Source organism: Motiliproteus coralliicola (assembly GCF_003345655.1).
Lineage (GTDB): Bacteria > Pseudomonadota > Gammaproteobacteria > Pseudomonadales > Balneatricaceae > Motiliproteus > Motiliproteus coralliicola.
In genome coordinates this window covers 381,773-406,188 of record NZ_QQOH01000004.1, presented here as the reverse complement: position 1 = coordinate 406,188, position 24,416 = coordinate 381,773, and the positions used below count along the sequence as shown (strand labels likewise).

Annotated in this window: 21 protein-coding genes and 2 tRNA genes; 16 read left to right on the top strand and 7 right to left on the bottom strand. The window is 57.1% G+C overall.

The window, feature by feature from the left end:
* Positions 1-4 precede the first annotated feature (4 nt).
* Positions 5-895 carry a LysR substrate-binding domain-containing protein gene (locus tag DV711_RS15865; protein ID WP_114696690.1) on the top strand — a complete coding sequence of 297 codons (891 nt, stop codon included), beginning with the start codon at positions 5-7 and terminating at the stop codon, positions 893-895.
* A gap of 3 nt (positions 896-898) precedes the next feature.
* Positions 899-2,992 (top strand): ATP-dependent DNA helicase RecG, encoded by a 2,094-nt coding sequence (recG, locus tag DV711_RS15860; protein WP_114696689.1) that lies wholly within the window; start codon positions 899-901, stop codon positions 2,990-2,992.
* Positions 2,993-3,016: 24 nt separating this feature from the next.
* Here recG and DV711_RS15855 read toward each other — a convergent pair whose 3' ends face one another.
* Both DV711_RS15855 and DV711_RS15850 read right to left on the bottom strand, forming a co-directional pair.
* The gene (locus DV711_RS15855; protein WP_114696688.1) at positions 3,017-3,505 is read right to left on the bottom strand and encodes a copper chaperone PCu(A)C; all 489 of its coding nucleotides are present in this window, start codon (positions 3,503-3,505) and stop codon (positions 3,017-3,019) included.
* Between the two features lie 265 nt (positions 3,506-3,770).
* Complete coding sequence (locus tag DV711_RS15850; protein ID WP_114696687.1) at positions 3,771-4,169, bottom strand: DUF2946 family protein; 399 nt, start codon at positions 4,167-4,169, stop codon at positions 3,771-3,773.
* Between the two features lie 264 nt (positions 4,170-4,433).
* On the opposite strand from DV711_RS15850, the gene DV711_RS15845 reads away from it, so the two are divergent.
* The 6 genes from DV711_RS15845 to DV711_RS15820 all read left to right on the top strand — a co-directional run bounded on the left by DV711_RS15845 (position 4,434) and on the right by DV711_RS15820 (position 10,712).
* Positions 4,434-4,874, top strand: coding sequence for a PilZ domain-containing protein (locus tag DV711_RS15845; RefSeq protein ID WP_114696686.1), 441 nt, complete (start codon positions 4,434-4,436; stop codon positions 4,872-4,874).
* A 292-nt stretch (positions 4,875-5,166) separates the two neighbouring features.
* The gene (locus tag DV711_RS15840; protein ID WP_114696685.1) at positions 5,167-8,130 is read left to right on the top strand and encodes an EAL domain-containing protein; all 2,964 of its coding nucleotides are present in this window, start codon (positions 5,167-5,169) and stop codon (positions 8,128-8,130) included.
* 86 nt (positions 8,131-8,216) lie between these two features.
* Positions 8,217-8,293, top strand: a tRNA-Met gene (locus tag DV711_RS15835).
* Between the two features lie 48 nt (positions 8,294-8,341).
* A tRNA-Met gene (locus DV711_RS15830) sits at positions 8,342-8,418 on the top strand.
* A gap of 266 nt (positions 8,419-8,684) precedes the next feature.
* Positions 8,685-9,215, top strand: coding sequence for a PAS domain-containing protein (locus DV711_RS15825; protein WP_114696684.1), 531 nt, complete (start codon positions 8,685-8,687; stop codon positions 9,213-9,215).
* Between the two features lie 3 nt (positions 9,216-9,218).
* Positions 9,219-10,712 (top strand): methyl-accepting chemotaxis protein, encoded by a 1,494-nt coding sequence (locus tag DV711_RS15820; RefSeq protein WP_114696683.1) that lies wholly within the window; start codon positions 9,219-9,221, stop codon positions 10,710-10,712.
* 86 nt (positions 10,713-10,798) lie between these two features.
* Here the strand turns inward: DV711_RS15820 and DV711_RS15815 are convergent, their stop codons facing one another.
* From DV711_RS15815 to DV711_RS15805, 3 genes are all read right to left on the bottom strand, one after another.
* Positions 10,799-11,515 (bottom strand): aspartate/glutamate racemase family protein, encoded by a 717-nt coding sequence (locus DV711_RS15815; RefSeq protein ID WP_114696682.1) that lies wholly within the window; start codon positions 11,513-11,515, stop codon positions 10,799-10,801.
* Positions 11,516-11,632: 117 nt separating this feature from the next.
* Positions 11,633-12,886, bottom strand: coding sequence for an NAD(P)/FAD-dependent oxidoreductase (locus DV711_RS15810; protein WP_114696681.1), 1,254 nt, complete (start codon positions 12,884-12,886; stop codon positions 11,633-11,635).
* A 35-nt stretch (positions 12,887-12,921) separates the two neighbouring features.
* Entirely contained in the window at positions 12,922-13,269 is a 348-nt protein-coding gene (locus tag DV711_RS15805; RefSeq protein WP_114696680.1) for a RidA family protein, read from the bottom strand.
* A 558-nt stretch (positions 13,270-13,827) separates the two neighbouring features.
* Here DV711_RS15805 and DV711_RS15800 point away from each other — a divergent pair.
* The 4 genes from DV711_RS15800 (at position 13,828) to DV711_RS15785 (ending at position 18,059) form a co-directional block, all read left to right on the top strand.
* Positions 13,828-14,295: a tripartite tricarboxylate transporter TctB family protein gene (locus DV711_RS15800; protein WP_114696679.1), complete on the top strand. Its 468-nt coding sequence runs from the start codon at positions 13,828-13,830 to the stop codon at positions 14,293-14,295.
* Positions 14,296-14,309: 14 nt separating this feature from the next.
* A complete protein-coding gene (locus DV711_RS15795; protein ID WP_114696678.1) occupies positions 14,310-15,839 on the top strand; it encodes a tripartite tricarboxylate transporter permease in 1,530 nt (509 codons plus the stop codon).
* A gap of 90 nt (positions 15,840-15,929) precedes the next feature.
* On the top strand, positions 15,930-16,874 hold the full coding sequence (locus DV711_RS15790) for a Bug family tripartite tricarboxylate transporter substrate binding protein (RefSeq protein ID WP_114696806.1): 945 nt from the start codon (positions 15,930-15,932) through the stop codon (positions 16,872-16,874).
* Between the two features lie 255 nt (positions 16,875-17,129).
* Entirely contained in the window at positions 17,130-18,059 is a 930-nt protein-coding gene (locus tag DV711_RS15785) for a LysR family transcriptional regulator (protein WP_114696677.1), read from the top strand.
* A 31-nt stretch (positions 18,060-18,090) separates the two neighbouring features.
* Here the strand turns inward: DV711_RS15785 and DV711_RS15780 are convergent, their stop codons facing one another.
* The gene (locus DV711_RS15780; protein ID WP_114696676.1) at positions 18,091-18,441 is read right to left on the bottom strand and encodes an antibiotic biosynthesis monooxygenase family protein; all 351 of its coding nucleotides are present in this window, start codon (positions 18,439-18,441) and stop codon (positions 18,091-18,093) included.
* Entirely contained in the window at positions 18,438-18,956 is a 519-nt protein-coding gene (locus tag DV711_RS15775) for a methylated-DNA--[protein]-cysteine S-methyltransferase (RefSeq protein WP_114696675.1), read from the bottom strand. Before DV711_RS15775 ends, DV711_RS15780 begins: the two co-directional genes overlap by 4 nt.
* Positions 18,957-19,228: 272 nt before the next feature.
* Between DV711_RS15775 and pdxR the strand changes: the two genes are divergently transcribed.
* The 4 genes from pdxR to DV711_RS15755 all read left to right on the top strand — a co-directional run bounded on the left by pdxR (position 19,229) and on the right by DV711_RS15755 (position 24,244).
* The gene (pdxR, locus tag DV711_RS15770; protein ID WP_114696674.1) at positions 19,229-20,692 is read left to right on the top strand and encodes a MocR-like pyridoxine biosynthesis transcription factor PdxR; all 1,464 of its coding nucleotides are present in this window, start codon (positions 19,229-19,231) and stop codon (positions 20,690-20,692) included.
* A gap of 407 nt (positions 20,693-21,099) precedes the next feature.
* Positions 21,100-22,119, top strand: a complete 1,020-nt coding sequence (gene dctP, locus DV711_RS15765; protein ID WP_114696673.1) for a TRAP transporter substrate-binding protein DctP — start codon at positions 21,100-21,102, stop codon at positions 22,117-22,119.
* A gap of 124 nt (positions 22,120-22,243) precedes the next feature.
* The gene (locus tag DV711_RS15760; RefSeq protein WP_114696672.1) at positions 22,244-22,939 is read left to right on the top strand and encodes a TRAP transporter small permease; all 696 of its coding nucleotides are present in this window, start codon (positions 22,244-22,246) and stop codon (positions 22,937-22,939) included.
* A 3-nt stretch (positions 22,940-22,942) separates the two neighbouring features.
* Positions 22,943-24,244, top strand: coding sequence for a TRAP transporter large permease (locus tag DV711_RS15755; protein ID WP_114696671.1), 1,302 nt, complete (start codon positions 22,943-22,945; stop codon positions 24,242-24,244).
* Positions 24,245-24,416: the final 172 nt, after the last annotated feature.

Sequence of the window (24,416 nt, the reverse complement as noted above, 5' to 3'; positions counted from 1 at the left end):
CCTTATGACCCTGACCGAACTGCGCTACATCGTCGCACTGGCCACCGAATGCCACTTCGGGCGTGCCGCCGAGCGCTGCTTTGTCAGCCAACCCACGCTGAGTATTGCAGTCAAGAAGCTGGAATCCGAGCTGGGTGTAGCCCTGTTTGAGCGCCACAAGAACCGGGTACAACTGACGCCCAGCGGCGAACAGATCATCGAGCAGGCCCGCAAGGTGCTCAACGAAGCCAAACGGGTCGAAGAACTGGCCCAACTGGGCCGCGATCCGTTGACCACCCCGTTACGACTCGGCGCCATCTATACCATCGCGCCCTACCTGTTCCCCCATCTGGTACCTCGAATCCGGCAGCAGGCCCCAAACCTGCCGCTCTATCTGGAAGAGAATTTCACCCACAAGCTGCGTGAAAAGCTGCTGGCAGGCGAGCTGGATGCGATCGTTATCGCGCTGCCGTTCGAAGCCCCCGACGTGTTGGTCCGCGAGCTTTACGACGAAACCTTCGTGGCCCTGCTACCCGAGGACCACCCCTGGAGTGAACGGGAGCGGCTCGATCCGGAGGAGCTGGAACAGATCCCGATGCTGATGCTCGGTGAGGGCCACTGCTTCCGTGATCAGGTGCTCGAAGCCTGCTCCGGGCTGGGGTCGGAAAACAACCTGATCACCGAAGGCGGCTCGCTGGAAACCATCCGCCATATGGTCGCTACCGGGCTGGGTTCCACCGTACTGCCCCGTTCCGCCATCGACCCGGACCATCCGCCCAAGCTGGCCAAGGTGGTACCGTTCAACCCCCCGGTACCCAAGCGGACTTTGGCGCTGGCTTGGCGTACCAGTTTCCCCCGGCCTAAAGCGATCGATCTGCTGTGCGATTCGATCCGGCTCTGCCCGGCTGGGCGCTAAACCATGGCCTCAACTCAAGTACGCACGCTGGACCAGATCTCGGTTTCCCGCCTGAAAGGGGTCGGCGCCGCGATGCAGCAGAAGCTCGAAAAGCTCGGCCTGGAGAGTCTGCAGGACCTGTTGTTCCACCTGCCGATCCGCTATCAGGATCGCACCCGGGTGGTGCCCATCGGCCAGTTGCGCCCCGGCGACGAGGCGGTGATCCAGGGCCAACTGATCAGTTGCGATGTGCAGTTGGGGCGGCGACGGAGCCTGCGCTGTAAGCTGCGTGATGCCAGCGGAGGCGTGGCGCTGCGCTTCTTCCACTTCAGCGCGGCCCAGAAGAACAATCTCAAACCGGGGATGACCCTGCGTTGCTTCGGCGAAGCCCGGGTCGGCAGTAGCGGCCTGGAGCTTTATCATCCCGAATATCGAGCCGTTGAAGATGACGCCTTCGAGCCCACCGAACAGCAGCTGACTCCGATCTATCCGGCGACCGAGGGTCTGACCCAACCGCGAATCCGCGGCCTCTGCGAACAGGCCCTGGCGATCATGGAGCAACAGGGGGGCTTACCCGAGTGGCTACCCGAAAGCCTCCACCAGCAGTTCGACCTCAGTGACCTGACTAGCGCGGTACGCTACCTGCACCACCCACCGGTCGGCACCGACCTGCTGCAGCTGAGCGAGTCACGGCATCCGGCCCAACGTCGGTTGGCATTTGAGGAGCTGCTGGCCCACCAGCTCAGCCTGGTGCGGTTGCGTCGCCAACAGCAGCAACATGCAGCACCGGGGCTGCCACCGGGCGGCACGCTGACTCAGCAATTTCTGGCCCAGCTGCCGTTTCAGCTTACCGGCGCCCAACACCGGGTCTGGCAAGAGGTCGCCTCAGACTTGAGCCAACCGCTGCCGATGCTGCGACTGGTCCAGGGCGATGTCGGCTCCGGTAAGACCGTGGTTGCCGCGCTGGCAGCGCTGCAAGCGATCGAGGCCGGTTATCAGGCCGCGGTGATGGCTCCAACCGAGATCCTGGCCGAGCAGCATATGCTCAACTTCAGCAACTGGCTCGAACCGCTGGGGATCCAGCTCGACTGGCTCACCGGCCGATTGAAGGGGAAGAAACGCACCGAAGCCCTGGCGCGGATCGCCGACGGTACGGCCCGGGTGGTGGTCGGCACCCATGCGCTGTTCCAGGACGAGGTTCAGTTCCACAATCTCGGTGCCGTGGTGGTGGACGAGCAACATCGTTTCGGCGTCCACCAACGGCTGGCGCTGCGGGAGAAAGGCCGGGCCAGCGGGCTGGTTCCGCATCAGCTGATCATGACCGCCACCCCGATTCCCCGAACCCTGACCATGAGCGCCTACGCCGATCTGGACTGTTCGGTGATCGACGAACTGCCGCCGGGCCGAACGCCGGTCAACACGGTACTGATCGCCGATGAACGCCGTGCCGAGGTGGTCGAGCGGGTCCGCGCCGCCTGTCGCGAGGGTCGCCAAGCCTATTGGGTCTGCACCCTGATCGAAGAGTCCGAGGTGCTCGAGTGCCAGGCCGCCGAGGTTACCGCCCAGGAGCTGACCGAAGCCCTGCCGGAGTTACGGATTGGCCTGGTCCACGGCCGCATGAAAGCCACCGAAAAAGCGGCGGTGATGGACGCGTTCAAAGGGCGTGAGCTTGATCTGTTGGTCGCCACCACCGTGATCGAGGTGGGAGTCGATGTCCCCAATGCCAGCCTGATGATCATCGAAAATCCAGAACGGCTGGGGCTGGCCCAGCTACACCAGTTGCGTGGTCGGGTCGGGCGCGGCTCGGTCGCCAGCCACTGCGTATTGATGTACCACAAGCCGTTGTCGCAGCAAGGTCGTGAGCGTCTGCAGGTGATGCGCGAAACCAACGACGGCTTCCGAATTGCGGAGAAGGATCTTGAGTTGCGGGGACCTGGGGAGGTCTTGGGAACCCGGCAGACCGGAATGATGCAGTTTCGAATCGCGGATCTGGATCGGGACGGAGATCTGTTGGAGGGAGTCAAAGCGGCAGCCGCCCAAGTCGAGTTGCTGCCGCAAAATTGCGACGGGATTATCCGTCGCTGGTTGGCGCAGGGTGAACAATACGGCAGCGTCTGACGCTGCCCCACCCACACCGAGCGATTAGTGCTTGTGCATCTCTTTCTTCATGCCACCAGCCATATCGTGCTGCATCTTGTTACCACCAGCATGCATCATCGGCTGGACCTTCTTGACCGGCACATTCAGGGTCTGGCTGCTACCGTCTGAGAAGTGCAGCGTCAGGCTCTCCTGCTCACCCGGCTTCAGCTGCTTGTTCAAGCCCATTATCATGACGTGAAAGCCGCCCGGCTTCAGCTCGACCTGGCCATTGGCCGGAATCACGATCTTCTCGACCTGACGCATCCGCATCACACCGTTGTCATTGACATGGTTGTGCAGTTCGACTTTTTTAGCCAGATCAGCTTCAGCCCTTACCAGCGCCAGCTCTTGATCGGTCGGATTGCTGATCACCATAAAACCGGCACTGTTTGGAGCACCGGGGGCACTGGCGCGCAGATAGGGGTTACTTACTTCACCGGCCATGACCGGCAGAGCCAGCAGGCTGGCCATCAGTACAAGAATTTTTTTCATCGTATTTTAGTCGCTCAATAGAAAAGCCCGGCAACCCAGGCTCGATAGACCAAACGGCAGCGGTGCGCAATTCATCGGAATCGTTGCAACCCGGCAATGCTAAGCATCATGTTGGTCGTCAAAAAAGGAGTACGGTTAGGAACAGGCCGGTAGATCGGAAAAGCTCAGTATCAACCCACAACAATTGATCTGAAAGTCCAGGTTATCCGCCCACAACAACATCAAACTTGGACAAAGGGGACCGATCCACAGGCCCGTCGCGGCATCAAGCCAGCGGCGGAGCCCTTGGATGGAGCGGACTTAAAAAAGGATCGGGGCCATCGCCCGAGAGGTGCGTTAGCTGTGGGCCAATCGGTGCCGAATCAAATGACTCAAAGCCGCCGCTTGAAGGAACCGCACAACTGAACAGCTGATAGAGCGAACACAGAGGACACTGCATCGAGCCCTGAGCGCGCTGTTCGGAACTGGGAATCTCACCGTCTTCACCGACCTGGATCAGCTGGATCCCCTGCAGGGAACAGACCTGAACCCAACGGCCTTCACCACCTTCATGCTGAATCGCTGCTGCGACCAGCGGACCACCAAGCTGCGACAGCAACAACAGCGCCACCAGCCCGTAGATCAACGGGCTGCGTCCTGCTTGTCGGCGAAGGGTCAATGGCATAGGTGTGATTCCATCACAAATATTCGAACATGTTAATTCGACACCAGCGGCTTGGCAATAACAGCGCTTGATGGCCGTCAAGTTAGCCGCCTAGAATCGAGCCGAGATTGGCTCAAAAGGGCATAATTCTTGTCTGAGGGCCGGCCTTCACGCTTAGACGATTAACCGGTACTGATCATTTTTCCCAAGCGTATAGCGGTTAAATCCTTCAGATTGTGCCGCACTCGTCGATAAAAGTTCTATCGCCGGGTATCAGGAGCGTCAATGAACTGGTTACACAAGCTCATGTTTTGGAAGAGCAATAAAACCGACGAACAGTTATATGTCCGCTGCGAGATCGACAACAAGCGCTCAAACTATCGGGTTACCCCCGAGGATAACGGTGCCTTGTCACTGCTGATCGAGGGCGAACAGGTTCGAATCATGAACCTCTCCGTCAGCGGTATTGCCTTCGAGCTTGCCGATCCGAAATCTCCCTTGAAAGACAGCCTTGAGCTGCATGGCATCCTGTACATCGGCCATCGCAACAACCCTATTCCATTGCGACTGCAGGTACTGGATCGTCGAGATCTGGTGCTGCGCTGCCGGACTCTGGATCTCGACGCCATAATCCAACGTAAACTGTCTGCCGCAATCACCCAGTACCAGAAACAGCAGATCCGTTCACACAGCCGTAACGCGGAATCCCCTCCTGGAGCGGTGTAGCCCGAGAATAACAATGCGGTCTAGTGACTGCCGCCCTTCAGAAAAAGCTGATTCGTAGCGGCTGCGAAACGGATGCTCCCTCAAGGCTTCAACTCACCGGCCACAACAGATCACTCAAAGGGGTGGCAATCACTGGCGTTGGCGCGGTGATTCCTGATAGCCTCAGCAGCTACAGCACCGAACCAGTTTGAAGCAGTACTCGGGTAGTTTCTTCCTTCGATGACGCCGTGGTGGAAGCTGTTCGTAGCCAAAAGATAGGGACCCAGTTCGGCGAGAAACGGGGAGCTCAGGAGTGAATCTGACACTCAAGTCCAAGCTACTGATCACGATAGGCCTCGTGTTTATCTGCTCCTTCGGCGCGGTAATCTATTACGACTATCAAAACGCCCGCGAAGAGATTATTGCCAACCTCAAGAACGAAGCGACTACGATTCAAGGGGTGCTGCGCGCCACCCGAAAGGTCTATCGTCACCAGTTTATTACAAGCGGAGTTCCGCTCAACGACAAAACCGTTGGCTTCCTACCTGCCCACGCGCTGAATCGAATCTCGGATGAGTTTAACAACTGGGTCAAATCCGGCCTCTCTTTCAACAACGTTTCAGACCGCCCCCGAAACCCCAAACAACAAGCGGATAACGTTGAACTCGAGGCGATGGCCTTTTTCAGAAAAAATCCGCAAGTCAAACAGCGGATCCGCTACTTCCAAGACGAGCAGGGTCGCAGTTTCTACCACTACGCCTCACCGCTATGGATAACCCAAAGCTGCCTCCAGTGTCACGGTAAACGCGAGGACGCACCGCTTTCCATCCAAACCCTCTACACCCAATCGTTCGGCTATCAGCTGGGCGAACTGCGTGGAATTCTCAGCATCAAGCTGCCCAGCACCCTGCTGGAGGAGCGGATCAATCAGCATCTATGGGGATCGATCGCGACCTATTTCGCCGCATTTTTGATGACCTTCCTGGCGGTTTTCTGGCTGCTCAAGCACAACATCCTCAATCGCTTGAAACTGCTCACCCAAGCCAGCAGTCGAATGGCCTCAGGGGAATACCGGGTTCGGATCAACAGTCGGGGCAACGATGAGATCTCGGCGGTGGCCAACGCCTTCGACAGCATGGCCGAGGCGGTGGAATCCCGCGATCAAACCCTGCGCGATAGCGAACAGCGCAGCCGGGCCATCTTTGAGTCCAGCGGCGAGGGTATCGTCGTGATAGATGAAAAAGGCTGGGTTCGCGAGGCTAACCGTACCAGCGGACAGATTTTCGGATACCCGGAACAGCGGCTGACCAATACCTCTGCATTGAATCTGCTGCCCACGGAAGGTCGCTTTTCTCAGCTTCGAAAGCTGATCCGATTTATCCGGTCAGGCCCCAATTCTACCGAAGGTTTGAATCGCGTCGAGGTCAATGGCCAACGCCAGAACGGCGAAATCTTTCCGCTAGAGCTCAACGTTAACGATCTGACGCTGGATAATGAGCACTTCTACCTGGCGGTGGTGGAAGACATCTCGGAACGAAAACAGGCGGAACAGGCTCTGCTGCGTAAGCAGGAGTTTCTGCAGACCGTTATCGACGGTGTGGTAGATCCGATCATGGTGATCGATACCAATTACCGCATCATCATGACCAACAGCGTTGCCAGGCAGAATATCCCTGAACACTTGGCTTCGAAATCGGTGCTCTATTGTCATCAGGTATCCCACCATTCCGACGTTCCCTGTAGCGGCGACGAGCACCCCTGTCCATTGCGAGATGTGATGGAGTCGGAAAAACCGGTTACCGTGGTGCACGAGCACCACCTCAAGGATGACAGAATTGCCACGGTCGAACTGGATGCCTCGCCTTTCTGGGGCGAGAACGGCAAGCTCGAAGGTATTATCGAAGTCGCTCGGGACATGACCGAGCACCTAGAGACTGAACGGCAACTGCGGGAGAACGAAGAGCGGCTGCTATACCAAGCGAGCCACGACGACCTGACCGAACTCTCCAACCGCTCGTTGTTCAACAGTCGTCTTGAGCATGCGATCGATCGTAGTGAGCGGGAAGGCCATCGGATTGCGGTGCTGTTCCTGGATCTGGATCGGTTCAAGAACATCAACGACAGTCTGGGCCACGATATCGGTGACGGCATGCTCCAGGAGGTCGCCAAGCGTTTGGCGGCGGGTATTCGCAAGGAAGACACCGTCGCCCGGATGGGCGGCGACGAGTTCACCATCATCCTGGAAGGTATCCCGGATACCGAAAATGCCGCAGTGGTGGCGCGTAAGTGCCTGGAAATCCTGTCAGAGAAGATGACCGTAAGGGGAATTGAATTGTTCCCGTCGGTCAGTATCGGTATCAGCCTCTATCCCGAAGATGCCACTACCGTCGAGGGACTGATGAAATGTGCAGATTCGGCGATGTATCGAGCCAAGGAAGCCGGTCGCAATACCTACCAGTTCTATACCCCCGATATGAACGAGTACAGCTATCGGTTACTGATGCTGGAAGCGGATCTGCGTCAGGCCTTGGAAAAAGATCAGCTGCTACTGCACTTCCAACCCCAATTCAATCTGATCGACGGCAGCTTAGTCGGTGCTGAAGCATTGATCCGCTGGCACCACCCGGAACGTGGCATGATCTCACCGGGTGATTTTATTCCGCTGGCCGAAGATACCGGATTGATCGTCCCGATTGGCGAATGGGTATTGAGTCAGGCGACCAAGCAGCTCCGACAATGGCATCAGCGAGGGCTGACCCAGATGAAGATCGCCGTCAATGTCTCGGCTCGCCAGTTCAACCGAGACCTCCCCGAGTTGGTTGCTCGAACTCTCAAGGAAAACCAACTGGACCCTGCGGCGTTGGAACTGGAGATCACCGAAAGCGTACTGATGGAAAATGCCGAAACCTCCACATCGGTCCTCAAAGACCTGGAACAGATGGGGCTAACTCTGGCGATTGATGACTTCGGTACCGGCTACTCCTCGTTAAGCTATCTGAAACAGTTCCCGATCTCGACCTTGAAGATTGACCGCTCCTTCATCATGGATCTACCCGAGGACGAGGACGACAAAGCGATCGTCTCATCTGTCGTGGCCCTGGCTAAAAACATGCAGTTGGATGTGGTCGCCGAAGGGGTGGAAACCCAGGTTCAGCTGAACTACCTGCAACAGCTGGGCTGCAATCAGGCCCAAGGCTTCCTACTTGGCCGCCCGCTGGCGTGCTCGGAATTTGAGCAGCGCTTTCTACCCCCCGAAACAGCCAGCCCGTCCGAATAGCTCTGAATCAATAAGATTTTATCGAATCCAGTTAAAAAAGACTGGACAAAGCGATCCCACATCTCTAGTATCTGCCACCTCGTTGATGCGGGGTGGAGCAGCCTGGTAGCTCGTCGGGCTCATAACCCGAAGGTCGTCAGTTCAAATCTGGCCCCCGCTACCAACGAAAATTCTTTTCAGATCATTTAGCTACCACTGAAAAGATCTCTGGTGCGGGGTGGAGCAGCCTGGTAGCTCGTCGGGCTCATAACCCGAAGGTCGTCAGTTCAAATCTGGCCCCCGCTACCAACTTACAGGAAGGCCGATCAGTCACTAACTGGTCGGCTTTTTTCGTTTCTGGCTGCTGAAAATTCCCCATCAGATCCTTTACTACAATCCAATCGTCTATGCCTACGACCAAGGATTGATACTTGGATCCGGTACTAGGCTTGCGTAGAGACAGCCGTAACCCCCAAAATCGCTAAATTAGCGTCACAACATGCGGCCAGCCGCACCGCACTATCGATAAAGCATCTATTTCCCTTTGGAATTTCGCTTTAGTCAAAGGTAAGAATATGAAGCCAAAAATAACGCCCCGGGACAAAGAGATTAAACTCGGTGCCGATGAGTTTATCGTCAGCAAGACCGACACCAAGGGAAAAATCACCTATGCCAACCGCGTTTTCATGCAGATCGCCGGCTATCCTGAGGATCAGCTGTTAGGGATCCAGCACAATATTATCCGCCACCCGGATATGCCCCGCGGCGTCTTCAAGTACATCTGGGATGAACTCAAGCAGGGTCATGAAGTCTTCGGCTACGTCAAGAACCTTACCTCAGACGGAAGCTATTACTGGGTGTTTGCCAACATCACCTGCGATTACAACGACAGCGGCGAGCTGGTTGGCTACTACTCGGTCCGGCGCCGTCCCAGCCAGAAAGCGATCGACACTATCGTTCCGGTCTACAAAAAAATGCTGGAGATCGAGAGAGCCAGCCGCACATCCGAGGCCTGCGAAAAATCCCTTGCCTACCTGGTCAGCGTCCTCGAAGAGCTGGGCCTGGGGTACGAAGAACTGATCTTAAGCCTGGACGAGGGGGAATAACCGATGGGATACGCAGCAACTAATCAGACCTCCTCGAGCCGCAAGATTCCGATGATTCGAACCCAGCTGGACTGGGGAATCGGGGCGTTCGTGTTTGTTAACATCGTCTTCACTATCTATTTGACCGTATTCGCCGATGCCTCATTAGCGGTCCTGGTCTACCCGCTGCTCAGTCTGGCGATGGCGGTTTACGCAGTCCTTATCGGTAATCGGGCCCTGCTGGTTCTTTCGCGGATGGCGGATGTCCTGCGCGACACCAGCAAAGGCAATATCCACAAACGGATCACCCGCACCAAAGGGATGGGTGAACTGGGCATGGTGGCCTGGGAGCTAAACGACTTTCTCGATCGGGTTGAGACCTACTTTAAAGAGGTCGGTACCTGCTTTAAACGGGTCAGCGAAGGCGACCATAACCGCCGAGCCCAGCATCGCGGCCTGCAAGGCCAGCTCAAGCATTCGCTGATCATGGTCAACCAGGCGCTGGATGCGATGAGCACCAACGCCGAACTGATCTCAAAGAATGAATTGGCCTCAGGACTGCACCAGCTCAATACCGGCAACCTGATCTTGAACCTGAAACAGAATCAGGAGGACCTGCTGGTTATCAATGACGACCTGACCCAGGTCCGAGAGATCGCCCAATCCAATGCCGAAAAGGCGCAGAAGAGCCAACAGACGGTCGCCACCATCAGCAGTGGACTCAACTCGGTTACCACCAACAGCGAAAGCGTGCTCAAGGTGGTTACCGATCTGAGTGATGACAGTGCCAAGGTAACCGAGGTACTGGGTATGATCACCGGGATCGCCGAGCAGACCAATTTACTGGCCCTCAACGCCGCCATTGAAGCTGCCCGCGCCGGTGAGCAGGGACGCGGATTTGCCGTAGTCGCCGACGAAGTCAGAAATCTGGCCAACCGCACCAAGTCTGCGGCTCAAGATGTGTCGGAGATCCTGGCTCGATTCAGCGACCGGGTTGAGCAGATGGCCAAGGAAGCCCAGTCATCCTGCGAATTCACCACCGAGATCAACGTCCTGGTCGATGAGTTCAAAGATCAGTTCAGGGTCCAGGCGAAAACGGCCCAACAGTCACATACTCTGGTCAACCAGGTACAACACCGGGCCTTCGGCTCGCTGGTCAAGGTCGATCATGTGATCTTCAAGCAGAACGGCTATATCGCGCTGGGCGCCCAGGATAAGGGTGATGAGTACAACGCCGTCCAGGTTAATCACACCCAGTGCCGTCTCGGTAACTGGTACTACCAGGGCCACGGCAAAGACAACTTCGGCCATACCCAGGCCTACAAGCAACTCGAAACCCCGCACCAGCTGGTCCATCAGCATGTCCAGCAGGCACTGGCGGTATCCGAGGGCAACTGGCAGCAGAATGAGCAGCTACGCCAGGAGATCATCGCACACATGGATGCATCCGAGCAGGCCAGCAACGATGTTCTCAATTACATCGATCGGATGATCCAAGAGGTTCGAACCGAGCCCTAACTGGCGCCGATCCAAACAACAAAAGCCGATCAGCTACCCACTGATCGGCTTTTTTGTTTCAACAACGCAGCAAGCAGAGCAAGAGCTTAAGCGATCTTGCGCTCCACCGCCGCCGCGACCATCCGGGTCAGGCTGGTCAGGTCGAACACCGGCAGGCCGAAGCGCTGCTGCAATTTCGGAGCAAAGTGGGACAGGTCGGTGCACTCCAGCACGATCGCCCCCACGTCGGGGTTGTCGCGTAGCATCTGGGCCACCACCGAGCTCAGCTCCTGTTCGAACACGTCCATATCCAGGTCGTTGGTGTCGCCGCGCAGAATCACTTCGGCAAACTGCGGTTGCTGCTGCATACCGGCCACCACCAGCGGCTCGTCGGCAATACCGACACCGACCAGATGATCCATCGACAGCGCTTCCGAGTTGGCTACCACCACACCGACTTTCTGGTCTGATTTCAGCATCCGCGAAACCAGCGGCACCTGGATCAGGCTGGACATAAATACCGGGATATCGACCGCATCGGCCAGTGCCTTCTGATGCAGCGCCAGGAAGCCACAGCTGCCGGTGATCGCCTTGACGCCCTCACGCTCCAGCTCTTTGGCCGCTTCGATAAAGGGCTTGAGCAGTTCCGGGTCACGCTCACGGATCAGGCGATCGATGGTCGCTCCCTGGACGGTCTTGTACAGGATCGGAAAATCGAAACTGGCCGGGTGTTTGATATGACCATCCGGCTTGGGAAAGTAGGATTCCAGCGAGATAACACCGAGCGGTACACCGCAGATATTGATTCCACCTTTGATCAGCATAATGTTGCTCTCTTATTCGATTGGTTCGACCGGACCTGCTTCTGTAATCAGTGTATCCCAGGCCCGCTGAATGGGTTGATGAGGAACCTCTGGTCGAACAAGAGATTCCCAGAATTATTAGCTAAACCGCTCCGGCGAGAACGGGCTCAGGTCCACCGACGGCGTCTTGCCCTGGATCGATTCGCTGATCAGCTGACCGGTGACGGCGCCGAAGGTCAGCCCCAGATGGCCGTGACCGAAGGCGACGCTGACCTGTGGATGCCGTTTCAACGCCCCGATCACCGGCAGCGAATCGGGGGTCGACGGACGGCTGCCGACCCAGGTGGAGCTGACGCTCGGCTCCTGCCCCAGCATCACTCGAGCATGGTTGAGCATCACGCTGGCACGGGTCGGGTTCAACGGCGCATCGGCATGGGCGAACTCGGCCGTGCCGGCCAATCTCACCCCATCGTCCATCGGTGTCAGGAAGACCGCCTTATCGAGCCAACCGACCGGTCGGCTGAGGGTTTTCGAGCCGGTATCCAAGGTCAGGTGGTAGCCCCGTTCGCTGACCAGCGGGAAGTCAGACCCCAAGGATTTGAGCAGCGCCTTGGAGGCGGTACCGGCACAGAGAAGCAACCGGTCAAACTGCTCGACACCCTGGCTTAAACGCAGGCTGACTCCGGCCCCCGAACCATTGCTGCCGGCAATGATCTGTTCGACACTGTCCTGAAGCACCCGCCCACCATTGTCGGCAAAGTGGCGAGCGTAGCTCTGGGTCAACGCGATCGGACTGACGGTGTAGCGGGTGTTGGGATAGAAAACTCCGCCGGCGTGGAAATCGGCCAGGTCGGGCTCCATCTCATTGACCTCACCGGCCCCCAGAAACTCCAGCTTAACCCCCTGCTGCAGGCGTTCGGCCATGTCGCCGTTGCGGGCCTCTTCAACACTCTGCTGCGATTCGAACAGCGCCAGGCAGCCATTCGCCTTGATCAGGGACTCGGCATTGGTCCATTGCAGCAGTTGTCGATCCGCCTCCGGCGCCAGCTGCTGCAACGCGGTCAGCGCCGCCCGGCCATGTTCATAACGGGACTGGAAACAGGATTTGAAGAACCCCCAACCGTAGGGCAGCAATTTGGGCAGGTAACTGCCCTGCATCGACAACGGACTGGTGCTGTCGAGCAGCATGCCCGGCATCTTGCGCATCAGGGCAAATTTGGTGAACGGCAGCCGCGCATAGTCGGCAAACAGGCCAGCATTACCAAACGAAGCCCCCATGCCCGGCTCATCCCGATCGATCAGGGTAACCCGATAACCGGCCCGCTGCAGCCAGAGCGCACTGGAGAGCCCGACGATGCCGGCGCCAACAATAGCAATATGTTGATTTTCCATGGTGTTTTCGGGGTCGGAGACCACGCCTCAGATACTTAAGCCTTGGCCGCCACGACCTGGATTTCGACCAACAGTTCCGGTCGAGCCAGTCGCGATTCCACACAGGCGCGAACCGGTGCATGGTCGCTGTCGACCCAGGCATCCCACACCTCATTCATCTGGGCAAACTGGCGGATATCGGAAACCCAGATATTGGCGCTGATCAGGTGTTGCTTATCACTGCCGGCATCGGCCAACAGGGCATCAATCTGGGCCAGGATCTGGCGGGTCTGGCCAGCCATATCCTCGGAGGGGTCTTTAGCGACCTGGCCGGCGGTCCAGACCAGTCCGGCGGTGCTGACCAGCTGGCTCATACGCTGATTGGAGTGTTGGCGTTGGATCATGCTGTTCTCGCTGCTCTCGTTGTTTTCGGCCCATCAACGGCAAGATGCCGCCTGAGTTCACGAACAGAATCCGTGTCGGGCCTGGCTAAATTGGTAGCGATAACGAATAAAGGAAGGGATCAGTGAGCCTGGTTCAGGCCATGATGCAGGACAGCCAACACCTGAAGGTGCTTAGGTCGGGGAGCTTCTTTTATTGTTATCTTTCGCATGCCGCCTCAGGCTCTGATCCTGCTGCGAGACGCTGAAATTATTATTTGCCCCGAACAAACATAACTACAAATCTTATTTTTTTAAGATTTCATCAATTTTGCTTATATATAGCTTACACCTCAGCCCCCATCTCCAATTGCTCAAATCCTGAACAAAAAACATAAGCTCGGCTTATATAATCAAATATTTTTTCGAATTGTTTATATATTCAGTTTGATTACACTGGATTGAAATAGCGATCTCTACCCGCGATTTACCGGCTGGCGACTAGCCCTAAGGCGCCACCAAAGCCACGAATCACGGGGCTTTCAGAGATCAGATAAAAATAAAAAAGTTTCAGGTAGTAGAATGGACAGAAGAAAAATCGACGTTGGTTTATCAACGTTCCTGATCATCATCGCAGTGATCATCCTGACCAACGACAACCTTGTCGAAGGCGGCGCTGAAACCGATCTCGGATCGATGTTTCTGCCGCGCATCGTCGCAGGTCTAATCATCGCCTTTGCCGCTACTATCGGAATTCAGTCGCTCAAATCGCTGCTGTCCGGTGCCAAGCCAGAGGGCGGCGAAGAGATCATCACCGACGGCTTCGGCGGTATCTTTGTCTATATCGGCATCTTTATCGGCTACTGGCTAGCCGTTCCCCACCTCGGATTCCTGATCACCACCCCGATCGTCATGCTGGCAATCGCCATCCTGCTGGGCGGTCGAAACTGGGTCCCGATGATCACCATTTCGGTCATCACTCCCGTGCTGATTTTTTACGGCTCCAGAGAGTTTCTGCGGGTTTTCCTACCCACCTGGACCTTGACCTAAGCGGGAGATAAGCAATGTTCGACAATATTCTCAGCGGTTTCTCCGCAATCCTGGCGGTCGGCCCGATCCTCGGTATCATCACCGGCGTCGTGGTGGGCATCATCTTCGGCGCCATTCCCGGCATCTCAGCGATCATGGCGATCGCGATCATCCTGCCGATGACCTTTTACGTCGATCCGATCATCGGTATCACCATGCTGCTGGCGGTCTATAAGGCCGGTATCTACGGCGGCTCCATTTCGGCGATCTTGATCAACACCCCCGGTGCCGCGGCTTCGTTCCTGACCGCCCTGGATGGCCACGCCCTGACCAAGGCGGGTAAAGCCGGCAAGGCGCTGGATATCTCGCTGTTCTCATCGGTTTCCGGTGAGATGCTGGCCACGCTGGTACTGATCCTGGTGGCCGCCCCGATCTCCGCGATCTCGCTGCAAGCCGGCCCGATCGAGAAGGTCTTCCTGCTGCTGTTCGCCTTTACCGTGATCGGCACCCTGGCCGGTGAGTCGATCCCACGTGGTCTACTGTCCTGCTGCCTGGGGATGCTGTTTGCGATGGTCGGTATGTCGTCGATTACCGGTGCCTCGCGCTTCACCTTCGGCTTTACCGAGCTGATGGCCGGCTTCACCTTTACCCCGATGCTGATCGGCATTCTGGTGATGCCCGAAGTGCTGAATGTGATTCGCCGTCGTCGCGTGCCTCATCATCAGCTTGCCATCACCCGCTCGCCCAATCCGGCCGACAATCGGATCAGCTTTCCCGAATTCCGCTCGGTATTCCGTACCATTCTGAAGTCCAGCGGTATCGGCACCTTTATCGGCGCCCTGCCGGGGCTGGGTTCCAGTACCGCCGCCTTTATCGCCTACGGTGAAGCCAAGCGTACCTCGAAGAATCCGCAGAAATACGGCAAAGGTTCGGTCGAGGGTATCGCCGCCGCCGAATCCGCCAACAACGCGGTCTGTGGCTCCAGCATGATTCCGATGCTGACCCTGAGCATCCCCGGTGACGATGTCGCAGCCCTGCTGATGGGTGCCTTCCTGATCCACGGCCTGACCCCCGGCCCGATGATCTTCTTCGAGCACACCGAAACCATCTACGCGATCTTTGCCGGCTTCCTGATCACCGATCTGTTCCTGCTGGGGATTGCCAAATCCGGCTTCAGCTTCTTCGTCAAGGTCGCCTCGCTACGTCGCTACTACATCTTCCCGTGCGTGACCGTGTTTGCCTTCACCGGCGCCTTCACCGCCGGCCAGAACATGGATGACATCCTGGTACTGATCGCCTTCACCGCAATGGGCTACGGCATGCGGATGGTGGGACTGAATCCGGCCGTATTTATCGTCGGCTTCATCCTGACGCCGTTCTTTGAACAGAATCTCGACCAGGCACTGGCGATCGTGGGTACCGAGTACCACCTGCTGTTTGCCTCTCCGTTCTCCTGGGTCTTTATCGCGCTGTCTTTCTTCTTCATCTACTCCGGTATGCGGATGCGGAAGAAGACCGCCAAGAACCCTCCGGCTACAGAGGAGGAATGCGCCCAATCGACCTAACTGTTACCCGTTTCTTCGTATCGAACCCTGGGTTCCATAACGCGAAGGTTTTTGAAAACACATAAAAAAAACAAGTAAAGGTATGAAATGATGAAAAACACAAAAACTACCCTGCTGTCTCTTGCTGGCGCCGTTGCCGTATCCCTGTCCAGCGCGGCCATGGCTGGCTACCCGGAAAAGCCGATCAACGTGATCGTACCCTGGGGTGCCGGCGGTGACTCCGATCTGACTACCCGTATCTGGGCAGATGCCGTTGAAAAAGAGCTGGGTGTTCCAGTTGTCGTAATCAACAAAGCCGGTGGTGGCGGTGTGGTTGGCACCTCTTTCGTTGCTAACGCCAAGAAAGATGGCTACACCCTGATCAACGCGGGTCTGAGCAACATGCTGGTGACTCCGAACTTCAGCAAAACGCCCTATACCTTTGATACCTTCACCCCGATCCTGAAGATGACCTCGGTCCCGTTGGCCGTGGTTGTAGCGAAAGACAGCCCCTACAAGACCTTCGACGAGTTTATCGCCGGTGCTAAGGCCAACAACCTGACTCAAGGCTCCTGGGGTGCGTCCTCATCCGGCACCATCCTGGCCAACATCATTGCCGATCAGGCCGGCTACAAGGTCAAGTACGTACACGCCAAAGGCGCTGCTGACTCGATGGTTTCCGTCGTCGGTGGTCATATCGATTCTGCCGTCTCCTTCCCGCCGGCTTTCGGCCCGCACGTGAAGGCCGATCGCGCTCGCGCACTGGTTATCAACCAGAAGATGGACGACTACCCGGGCGTTCCAACCTTCGGTGACTACGGCATCCAGGGTAGCTTCGGCGGTTGGTCCGGCGTCTTCGCTCCCAAGGGTGTTCCGCAGGAAGTGGTCGAGAAACTGACTGCTGCCACCACCAAGGTGATGCAGGATCCGGAAGTGATCAAGAAGTACCAGAACATCGGTGCGGTGGTCGACTACCGTCACGGTCCGGAGTGGGTCTCCGACATGAAAGTGACCTACAACATCATGAAGGACGCGGCTGCCAAGGCCAAGAAGTAAGCGTTCGAATGATCCAAGGTGATACCTGCGCTGGGGCGCCAAGGTATCACCGGATTCGCCGGACTCCGACCGGAGTCCGGCAGTTTCAGCCCCATCGATAAAATCTGCGCCACCGCTCGCTCCACAACCCACCCTAATCACACGTCAGTACCTGCTCGAAGCTGGACAGCACTCCATCGGTAACATAATTTATCGCTTACGTTTTTGTCTGTTTATCAGTCAAACTAATGATGATCATTTAACTGGGGTGACACCATGAACCTGAAACAGATGGAAGCTTTCCGCGCCGTGATGCTGACGGGTTCGGTCTCCCAGGCCGCCAAGCAGCTATTTCGGACTCAACCGGCGGTCAGCATGATGATCAGCTCGCTGGAGGAGGAGATCGGTTTTCAGCTGTTTGAGCGCTACAAGAAGCGCCTGCACCCGACCCCGGAAGCGGACTACCTCTACAAAGAGATCGAGGCGATCTTCAGCCGGATCCAGGATGTCAGCCAGACGGTGCAGGATATCCAGAACAAGCAGTACGGCTTTCTACGAATCGGCTGCATGCCCGGCCCCTCCACCTTCTTTGTGCCGGAGCTGCTAGCCGACTTTCTGGAGGAGCATCCCAAGGTCCAGGCGTCGCTGCAAACCCGAACCTCGGACCTGGTGGCCGAGTGGGTCGCCTCCAACCAGTACGACATGGGTCTGGCGGAGATCACCCAGCACCAATCCCAGCTGGCCAAGGAAGACCGCTTCAACCTACCCTGTTATGTCGCCGTCCCGGCCGATAATCCGCTGGCCGAGCACGAAGTTCTGAATACCGAGCTGCTCGATGGCGAGCCGATGATCACCCTGCACCCGGATCATATGATCTTCCACGACCTGCTGACCCAGTTCGAAACCAACGGCCACCGGATGAATGTGCGGCTACAGACCCGCTTTTATATTCCGGCACTGACCTTTGTCGAGCGAGGTTTGGGAATCTGTGTCATGGACCCGGTCTCGATCCTCAGCTACCAGCATTACGCCCAACCGGGCAAGGTGGTGTTCCGCCGCTTTGATCCGCAGATCATGCTGAAGATCGGCATGTTCTACCCGGTCGATACGCCCCGCTCCCGGATCACCAAGGCGTTCTCCGACAAGCTGCGCAACCGCTTAAATGAGATCCGAGACAACCCGGAGAGTTATCTCGACTGGGGCTGATCGATTACCCACCCGAAGGCATGCATGCGACTCACCGATTGTCGTGGGCGGCAACACTATCGCTCGGGGTCTGCTCTCGCTGGGTCATGCCGTAGTCACGATCGACCTGCGCGACCCGTAAGCGATAGTCCCTGAACACCCCACCCCGTCCCTTGGCCTGGGCGACCCGGTGCTCGGCCAGGTTACGCCACTGCTGCACCGCCTCCTCGTCACGCCAGAACGACAGCGACAGGATTTTTCCATCCTCCACCAGACTGGAAAATCGCTCGATCGAGATAAAACCATCGATATCGTCGAGTAACGGTCGCAACTCGGCGGCGATGTCCAGATACTCCTCCATACGCCCTTCGGCGGGCCAGACCTCAAAGATTACTGCAATCAAAATAACGACTCCTGTCTGATCGGCTGCTCCAGTTGCAGCAGATACTGTTTTGCTCGTAGCCCTCCGGCATAACCGGTCAGGGCGCCATCACTGGCCACCACCCGATGGCAGGGCACCAGAATCGACAGCGCATTGGCGCCATTGGCCGCCGCCACCGCCCGCACCGCATTCGCGTCTCCCACTCGCTTGGCCAGCTCCAGATAGCTGACCCGCTCGCCGTAAGGAATCTCAACCAGGGCCTGCCAAACTCGCTGCTGGAACTCACTGCCGGCAAAGCGCAACGGCACACTGAACACTTGCCTATCGCCGGCAAAATACTGCTCCAACTGAGCGACGGTCTGCTGCAGTAGTTGGCTGTCACCGGGCTCAAAGTCGGCCTGCAGATAACGCTGCAAGCGTCGGTCCACGGCTTCTCGTCGACGCCGATAGCGCCAGTCGCAAAGGCAGAGTCGATCCTGAAAGTCACCCAGCAACAGCTCACCACAGCTAGATCGGTAGCTTCGTACTCGAATCATTCGGTCCTCTCTGGTACAGCTAGGTGGGTATAAGGAAGAGCTTAACGTATCGATCAGGCGACTAACTATCCGAAACTTGTCGTTATATTCGGTTTAACACCCGCACAGGCTTTAGGTTCGAAGATAAAGATAGTCTGGCAAAACAGCCCCTTACTTGATGGTACTAAGCAAAACTGGTTGCTGGAACTAACCCTGTATTCTTGGGCAAACGTATTCTGGACCCTACAATAAAAAGACATGCCCTCGCTGCATGCCGTCGGCGGAGAATGACTATGCTCAACCATCTGTTTCATCTTTCCACAGAAAGCGAATCCAGCCTCCAGCAACAGATTCGCGAACAGATCAGCAAAGCCATCATCGATGGGCATGTGCCACCGGATATTCCGCTGCCATCGACCCGCAAACTGGCCGAGATGCTGGGCGTGTCCCGCAATACCGTGATCCTGGCCTATGAGCACCTGGTTTACGACGGCTACCTTATCTCGAAGAAACGGGCCGGCTACTACGTCAATGATGAGATCCTGAAAAGCTCGGTGAAAGAGCAGGATACGGTTGAACTGGATCCGGGTAGCAAACCGGACTGGGACGCCTATCTGAAAGAGCGGCCATCGCAGCGAAAGCTCTACAAAGTTCACCGCTGGCAGGACTACCCCTACCCGTTTATCTACGGCCAACTGGACCCCAACCTGTTTCCCTACAACCACTGGCGCGAATGCTCCAAGGAATCGGTCTCGGTGCAGTCGATAAACGAATGGTCGGGAGATCGCTACGATGACGACGATTCGCTGCTGATCGAACAAATTCGAACCCGACTGCTACCCCGTCGCGGCGTTTGGGCCGATCCGGATGAGATCCTGATCACCGTCGGCGCCCAGCACGCGCTCTATATGATTATGCGGATCCTGCTCAATCAGGACACCCGCTTTGGGCTGGAAGATCCGGGCTATCCCGAGCTGGTGCAGATGGCCGACTGTACCGGCAGTCAGATCAAAAACCTGGACGTCGATCAGGACGGCCTCCAGGTCGGCAAACAGCTGCGCGACTGTGACCTGATCTTCACCACCCCCAGCCACCAGTTCCCGACCACGGTGACGATGCCGATGGAGCGTCGACGGACACTGCTGGAACAGGCCTCGAAGGATAACTTCCTGATTATCGAGGATGACTACGAGTGCGAAACCACCTTCGCCACCAACCCGACCCCGGCCCTCAAGAGCCTGGATAAGAACGATAGGGTGATCTATATCGGTAGCCTGTCCAAAACCCTGTCACCGGGCCTGCGGTTGGGCTACATGGTGGGCCCGAAGGCGCTGATCCGCGAAATACGGGGGCTACGACGACTGATCCTGCGCCATCCACCGATGAACAATCAGCGTGCCGTGGGTCTGTTTCTGGCCCGCGGCTACCATGATTCACTGGTTCGTTCGCTGGTCAAAGTCTATGAAGAACGCTGGAAAGAGGTTGGCGAAGCGCTGCACAAATACCTGCCCGAATCGGCCGAACCACCAGTCTTTGGTGGCTCCTCCTATTGGGTAAAGGGACCTGCCAATCTGGATGCCCGAGAGCTCAAACGGCGCGCTCGAGAACGGGGTGTGGTGATCGAATCCGGTGACTTCTATTTCCTGCGAAAAGACCCACCGCTGAACTTCTTCCGGCTGGGTTACTCCTCCATTGCCACCGAGCGAATTCAGCCCGGCATCGACCGTCTGGCCAACATCATTCGCCAGATCAGCTGAAATTGATACCAACTCGATAGATCCAACGCAGCCCCCAGTGGCTGCGTTTTTGGTTGTGACTCAGAGCAGTATCTAACTAGCAACAAACCAGCCTTATAAAAACCAAATAAGCCATTCGATATTAAATAGTTAGAGATTTGCCGCAGAGCACAAACCCGCCGCGACGATTTGACTCGATCACCCCAGCTCTGGACCCAATTTGGCGGATCCAATTGATCCAGTTGGAACCATATTTTCGGTCGACGTTGGGTCTATTGGTTACGGAATCACCAATTTTATATTCGATATCTCCAGCTCAGCGCACCGGCACTCAAGGTCGCCACCGCGTAGCTAGGAACGCCAGGATTTTATCACCGGTCCCCAGAGACCGGACCTGAGCAAAACAATAACAACGAGCCGAGGTTACTATGACAATAACAACACGCGCTAAATCCATTCTGTCCACCTGTGTACTGTCCGCTGCACTGACCCTGCCCGCCGCCCAAACCACCCAGGCCGCCGAAGAGCTGATGCTGGGCCACGCTTACCCGGCGGACCATATCTTCCACATGACGTCCACCACCTTCATGGACGAGCTGAAGAACAGCGGTGCCGATATCGAAGTTAACTACCAGCCCGGTGGATCCCTGGGTGACTGGGCGTCCATCTTCGAGCAGAGCATGGACGGCGTCGTGCCGATGACCATGAGCTTCGGTGCCTCCGAATACGATCCGCGTCTAGACCTGTCCTGGCTGAGCTACGTGGTCGAAGACTGGAAACAGGCCCGCGAGGTTTACGGCCCCAACGGCAAGATGACCGACATCTACAACAAGATCCTGGGCGATCTGGACCTGGTGGTTCTGGGTGTAATCCCGACCGGCTTCGGCTCCATCGCAATGCGTAAGGGCGTTGAGCACGTACCGACCAGCTTCCCGCAGGACGGTCAGAACATCAAGATGCGGGTACCGGCTATTCCGATCGGTATCGAGCGTTACAAGAGCTTCGGCTTCACCCCGGTTCCGATGCCGTTCTCCGAGCTGTACACCGCGCTGCAACTGGGCACCATCGACGCCCGTGGTACCGCTCCTGCGGTTGAGATCTGGCAGATGCGCGACGTTCTCGAGAGCTACATCCTGACCAAGGATTACTTCGAGCACGCCTTCTGGGTCGTCAACAAGAGCTGGCTGGAAGACCTGCCGGAAGCCGACCGCAACAAGCTGATCGCCGCTGCCGACACCACCATGGCCAAGGTCTGGGATGAAGCCCAGGCGATCGACGAAGGCTTCCTGAACAAGGTTCGCGAATCCGGCGTTAAAGTGGTCGAGCTGAGCCCGGCCGACATGAACAAAGCCAAAGAGATTCTGTACGCCAGCGAGTGGCCGTACATGGAAGGCATCGTTGGCGCTGAAATCATGGCTAAGATGCGCGATATCGCCGGCATCAACTGATTCTTGCTCCTTCCACCGCGCTAGCGCGGTAACGCTCGCCGCCGAAGGGCTGTCCCAGCGACAACCCAAGGCGGCGAACCCGCCTTCCCTGAACATCCTCAGGGTCAGCAATAGGATCAGCGCCATGAACAACAAAACCTCTGCTGCAAACTCCGTGGGCAAGACCAAGATCTACGACTACGATCCGGAGATCAGCTCACACCCGATTCCACCTCACCTCCATGCGATTCCAGATCACGCTGAGAACGCGATGGATGGCTTCCTGATCCGCTTTGAGCGAGTTCTCGACTGGACTTTTCGCGCCATGATGGTGCTGGCGGCCCTAGGCTTGGCAGCACTGACCTTCTCCCAGGTGATCATGCGCTACGTGCTGGAGTCGCCGTTTACCGGCATCGAGGAAGCCTCGATTCTGCTGGCAGTCTGGGTCTACTTCCTCGGCATGGGCTATGCCACCCGCCAACGCGAGCATATCCACGGCGGTATCGTCAGCCTGGTGGTGAAAAGCCCCTACAAGGTCGCGGTTATCCGCTTCGTCGGCACCATCATCTGCATGCTGGCGGCCTGCCTGTTCGGTTACTTCGCCTGCAAATACGCCCTCAAGGAGATCGACAAAGGCCGAGTCAGTATCAACCTGCGTTGGCCGCGAGGCATCTGGAGCGCCAGCATGATCGTCGGCTTCGCGATGATGGTCGGCTACTTCCTGCTCGAAGCAGTCAACGAATTCCGTCACCTGCGTGATAACAAAGCGCAGCCTGAAGGCAAGGAAACGCCGTCAGCGCAATCTCAACCTCAGTCCCAACTTGATAGTCAGGAGGCCTAAGCGATGACGCTGTTTCTTATCTCAATGCTGGTCGTAATCGTCCTGATTCTGATCGAAATCCCGGTCGCCTTTGCGTTCGGCATCGGCGCGGTGATGTTCGCCTTCACCACCGGTAACGATATCTCATTCCTGATTCCACACGGCTTTAAAACCGCCAGTGGTTTCGCCCTGCTAGCGCTGCCGCTGTTTATCTTCGCCGGACTGTTGATGGCCGAAGGTGGTATCTCCGAGCGGCTGCTGAACTTCGTCAACGCCATCGTTGGCCGGATCAAGGGCGGTCTGGGTGCGGTAACGGTACTGACCTGCGCCATGTTCGGCGCCATCTCCGGCAGCTCGTCGGCGGCCATCGCGGCGGTTGGCCAGATCATGATTCCGCGGATGATCCGCGAGGGTTACCCGGAAGGCCACGCCACCGCGCTGGTTGCCTGCTCGTCGGTGTTGGCGCTGCTGATTCCACCAAGTATCCCGATGATCGTATTCTCGATCACCGGCGGCCTGTCGGTGGGTGCGGCATTCCTGTCGACCATCATTCCGGGCATCCTGCTGACCATTCTGTACTGCCTGCTGAACATCTGGTTCCTGCGCGACAACACCACCATCACCGTTGACGAGCCGCTGCCGTTCAAGAAAGCCGCCAAAGAGGTCGCGACCACCGGCTACAACGCCGCCTTCGCACTGCTGATGCCGCTGATCATTCTCGGTGCCATCTACAGCGGTATCGCCACCCCCACCGAAGCGGCGGCGATTGCGGTGGCCTATGCGATTCCGGTCGGACTGTTCATCTACAAAGGCATGTCGCTGCGCAGCCTGGGCAGCGTCACGGTGCGAGCGGTGACCATGACCGGCTCGATCATGGCAGTGCTGTTCTTCCTGTTCATCATGAGCCGGGCGATGATCCTGGAGCAGGTGCCGCGGGATATGGCCCAGGCGCTGCTGCAGATCTCCGATAACAAGTACGTGCTGCTGCTGTTGATCAACCTGCTGCTGCTGTTGATCGGCATGATCGTCGACGACATCTCCGGTAGCGTGCTGGCGGCGATCATCTTCCTGCCGATCATTACCCAGCTGGGGATCGATCCGATCCACTTCGCTGCTGTGGTGGGTGTCAACCTGGGACTGGGTAACGTCTCACCGCCCTGCGCACCGATGCTCTATATGGCCGGCGGGGTCAGTAAGTTGTCGCTGGACCGCTACCTCAAACCGACCCTCAAGTTCCTCTGCTTCGGCCATCTACCGATGGTGTTCGTGGTGACCTTTATCCCCGAACTGTCGCTGTTCCTGCCGAAGTTGCTGATGGGCTACTAAGCGCAATAGATCAAGGTCGCTAAGGATACAGGGCGGCGGCCTTTTCGCCCCTGGCAACAGGGGCCTTTTTCTTCCTCAAACTATAAACATGCGGACAAATAGCGCCTATTTGCGCCCAAGTTCGCCTTTTTAAAGCCGAAAAGCTGGAACTAAAAAACCAACCGCCGTGGGT

Bases quoted from the DNA above. Each gene is read 5' to 3' on its own strand.
- DV711_RS15865 (WP_114696690.1), top strand. From the start codon at position 5: ATGACCCTGACCGAACTGCGCTACATCGTCGCACTGGCCACCGAATGC.
- recG (WP_114696689.1), top strand. From the start codon at position 899: ATGGCCTCAACTCAAGTACGCACGCTGGACCAGATCTCGGTTTCCCGC.
- DV711_RS15855 (WP_114696688.1), bottom strand. From the start codon at position 3,505: ATGAAAAAAATTCTTGTACTGATGGCCAGCCTGCTGGCTCTGCCGGTC.
- DV711_RS15850 (WP_114696687.1), bottom strand. From the start codon at position 4,169: ATGCCATTGACCCTTCGCCGACAAGCAGGACGCAGCCCGTTGATCTAC.
- DV711_RS15845 (WP_114696686.1), top strand. From the start codon at position 4,434: ATGAACTGGTTACACAAGCTCATGTTTTGGAAGAGCAATAAAACCGAC.
- DV711_RS15825 (WP_114696684.1), top strand. From the start codon at position 8,685: ATGAAGCCAAAAATAACGCCCCGGGACAAAGAGATTAAACTCGGTGCC.
- DV711_RS15820 (WP_114696683.1), top strand. From the start codon at position 9,219: ATGGGATACGCAGCAACTAATCAGACCTCCTCGAGCCGCAAGATTCCG.
- DV711_RS15815 (WP_114696682.1), bottom strand. From the start codon at position 11,515: ATGCTGATCAAAGGTGGAATCAATATCTGCGGTGTACCGCTCGGTGTT.
- DV711_RS15810 (WP_114696681.1), bottom strand. From the start codon at position 12,886: ATGGAAAATCAACATATTGCTATTGTTGGCGCCGGCATCGTCGGGCTC.
- DV711_RS15805 (WP_114696680.1), bottom strand. From the start codon at position 13,269: ATGATCCAACGCCAACACTCCAATCAGCGTATGAGCCAGCTGGTCAGC.
- DV711_RS15800 (WP_114696679.1), top strand. From the start codon at position 13,828: ATGGACAGAAGAAAAATCGACGTTGGTTTATCAACGTTCCTGATCATC.
- DV711_RS15795 (WP_114696678.1), top strand. From the start codon at position 14,310: ATGTTCGACAATATTCTCAGCGGTTTCTCCGCAATCCTGGCGGTCGGC.
- DV711_RS15790 (WP_114696806.1), top strand. From the start codon at position 15,930: ATGAAAAACACAAAAACTACCCTGCTGTCTCTTGCTGGCGCCGTTGCC.
- DV711_RS15785 (WP_114696677.1), top strand. From the start codon at position 17,130: ATGAACCTGAAACAGATGGAAGCTTTCCGCGCCGTGATGCTGACGGGT.
- DV711_RS15775 (WP_114696675.1), bottom strand. From the start codon at position 18,956: ATGATTCGAGTACGAAGCTACCGATCTAGCTGTGGTGAGCTGTTGCTG.
- pdxR (WP_114696674.1), top strand. From the start codon at position 19,229: ATGCTCAACCATCTGTTTCATCTTTCCACAGAAAGCGAATCCAGCCTC.
- dctP (WP_114696673.1), top strand. From the start codon at position 21,100: ATGACAATAACAACACGCGCTAAATCCATTCTGTCCACCTGTGTACTG.
- DV711_RS15760 (WP_114696672.1), top strand. From the start codon at position 22,244: ATGAACAACAAAACCTCTGCTGCAAACTCCGTGGGCAAGACCAAGATC.
- DV711_RS15755 (WP_114696671.1), top strand. From the start codon at position 22,943: ATGACGCTGTTTCTTATCTCAATGCTGGTCGTAATCGTCCTGATTCTG.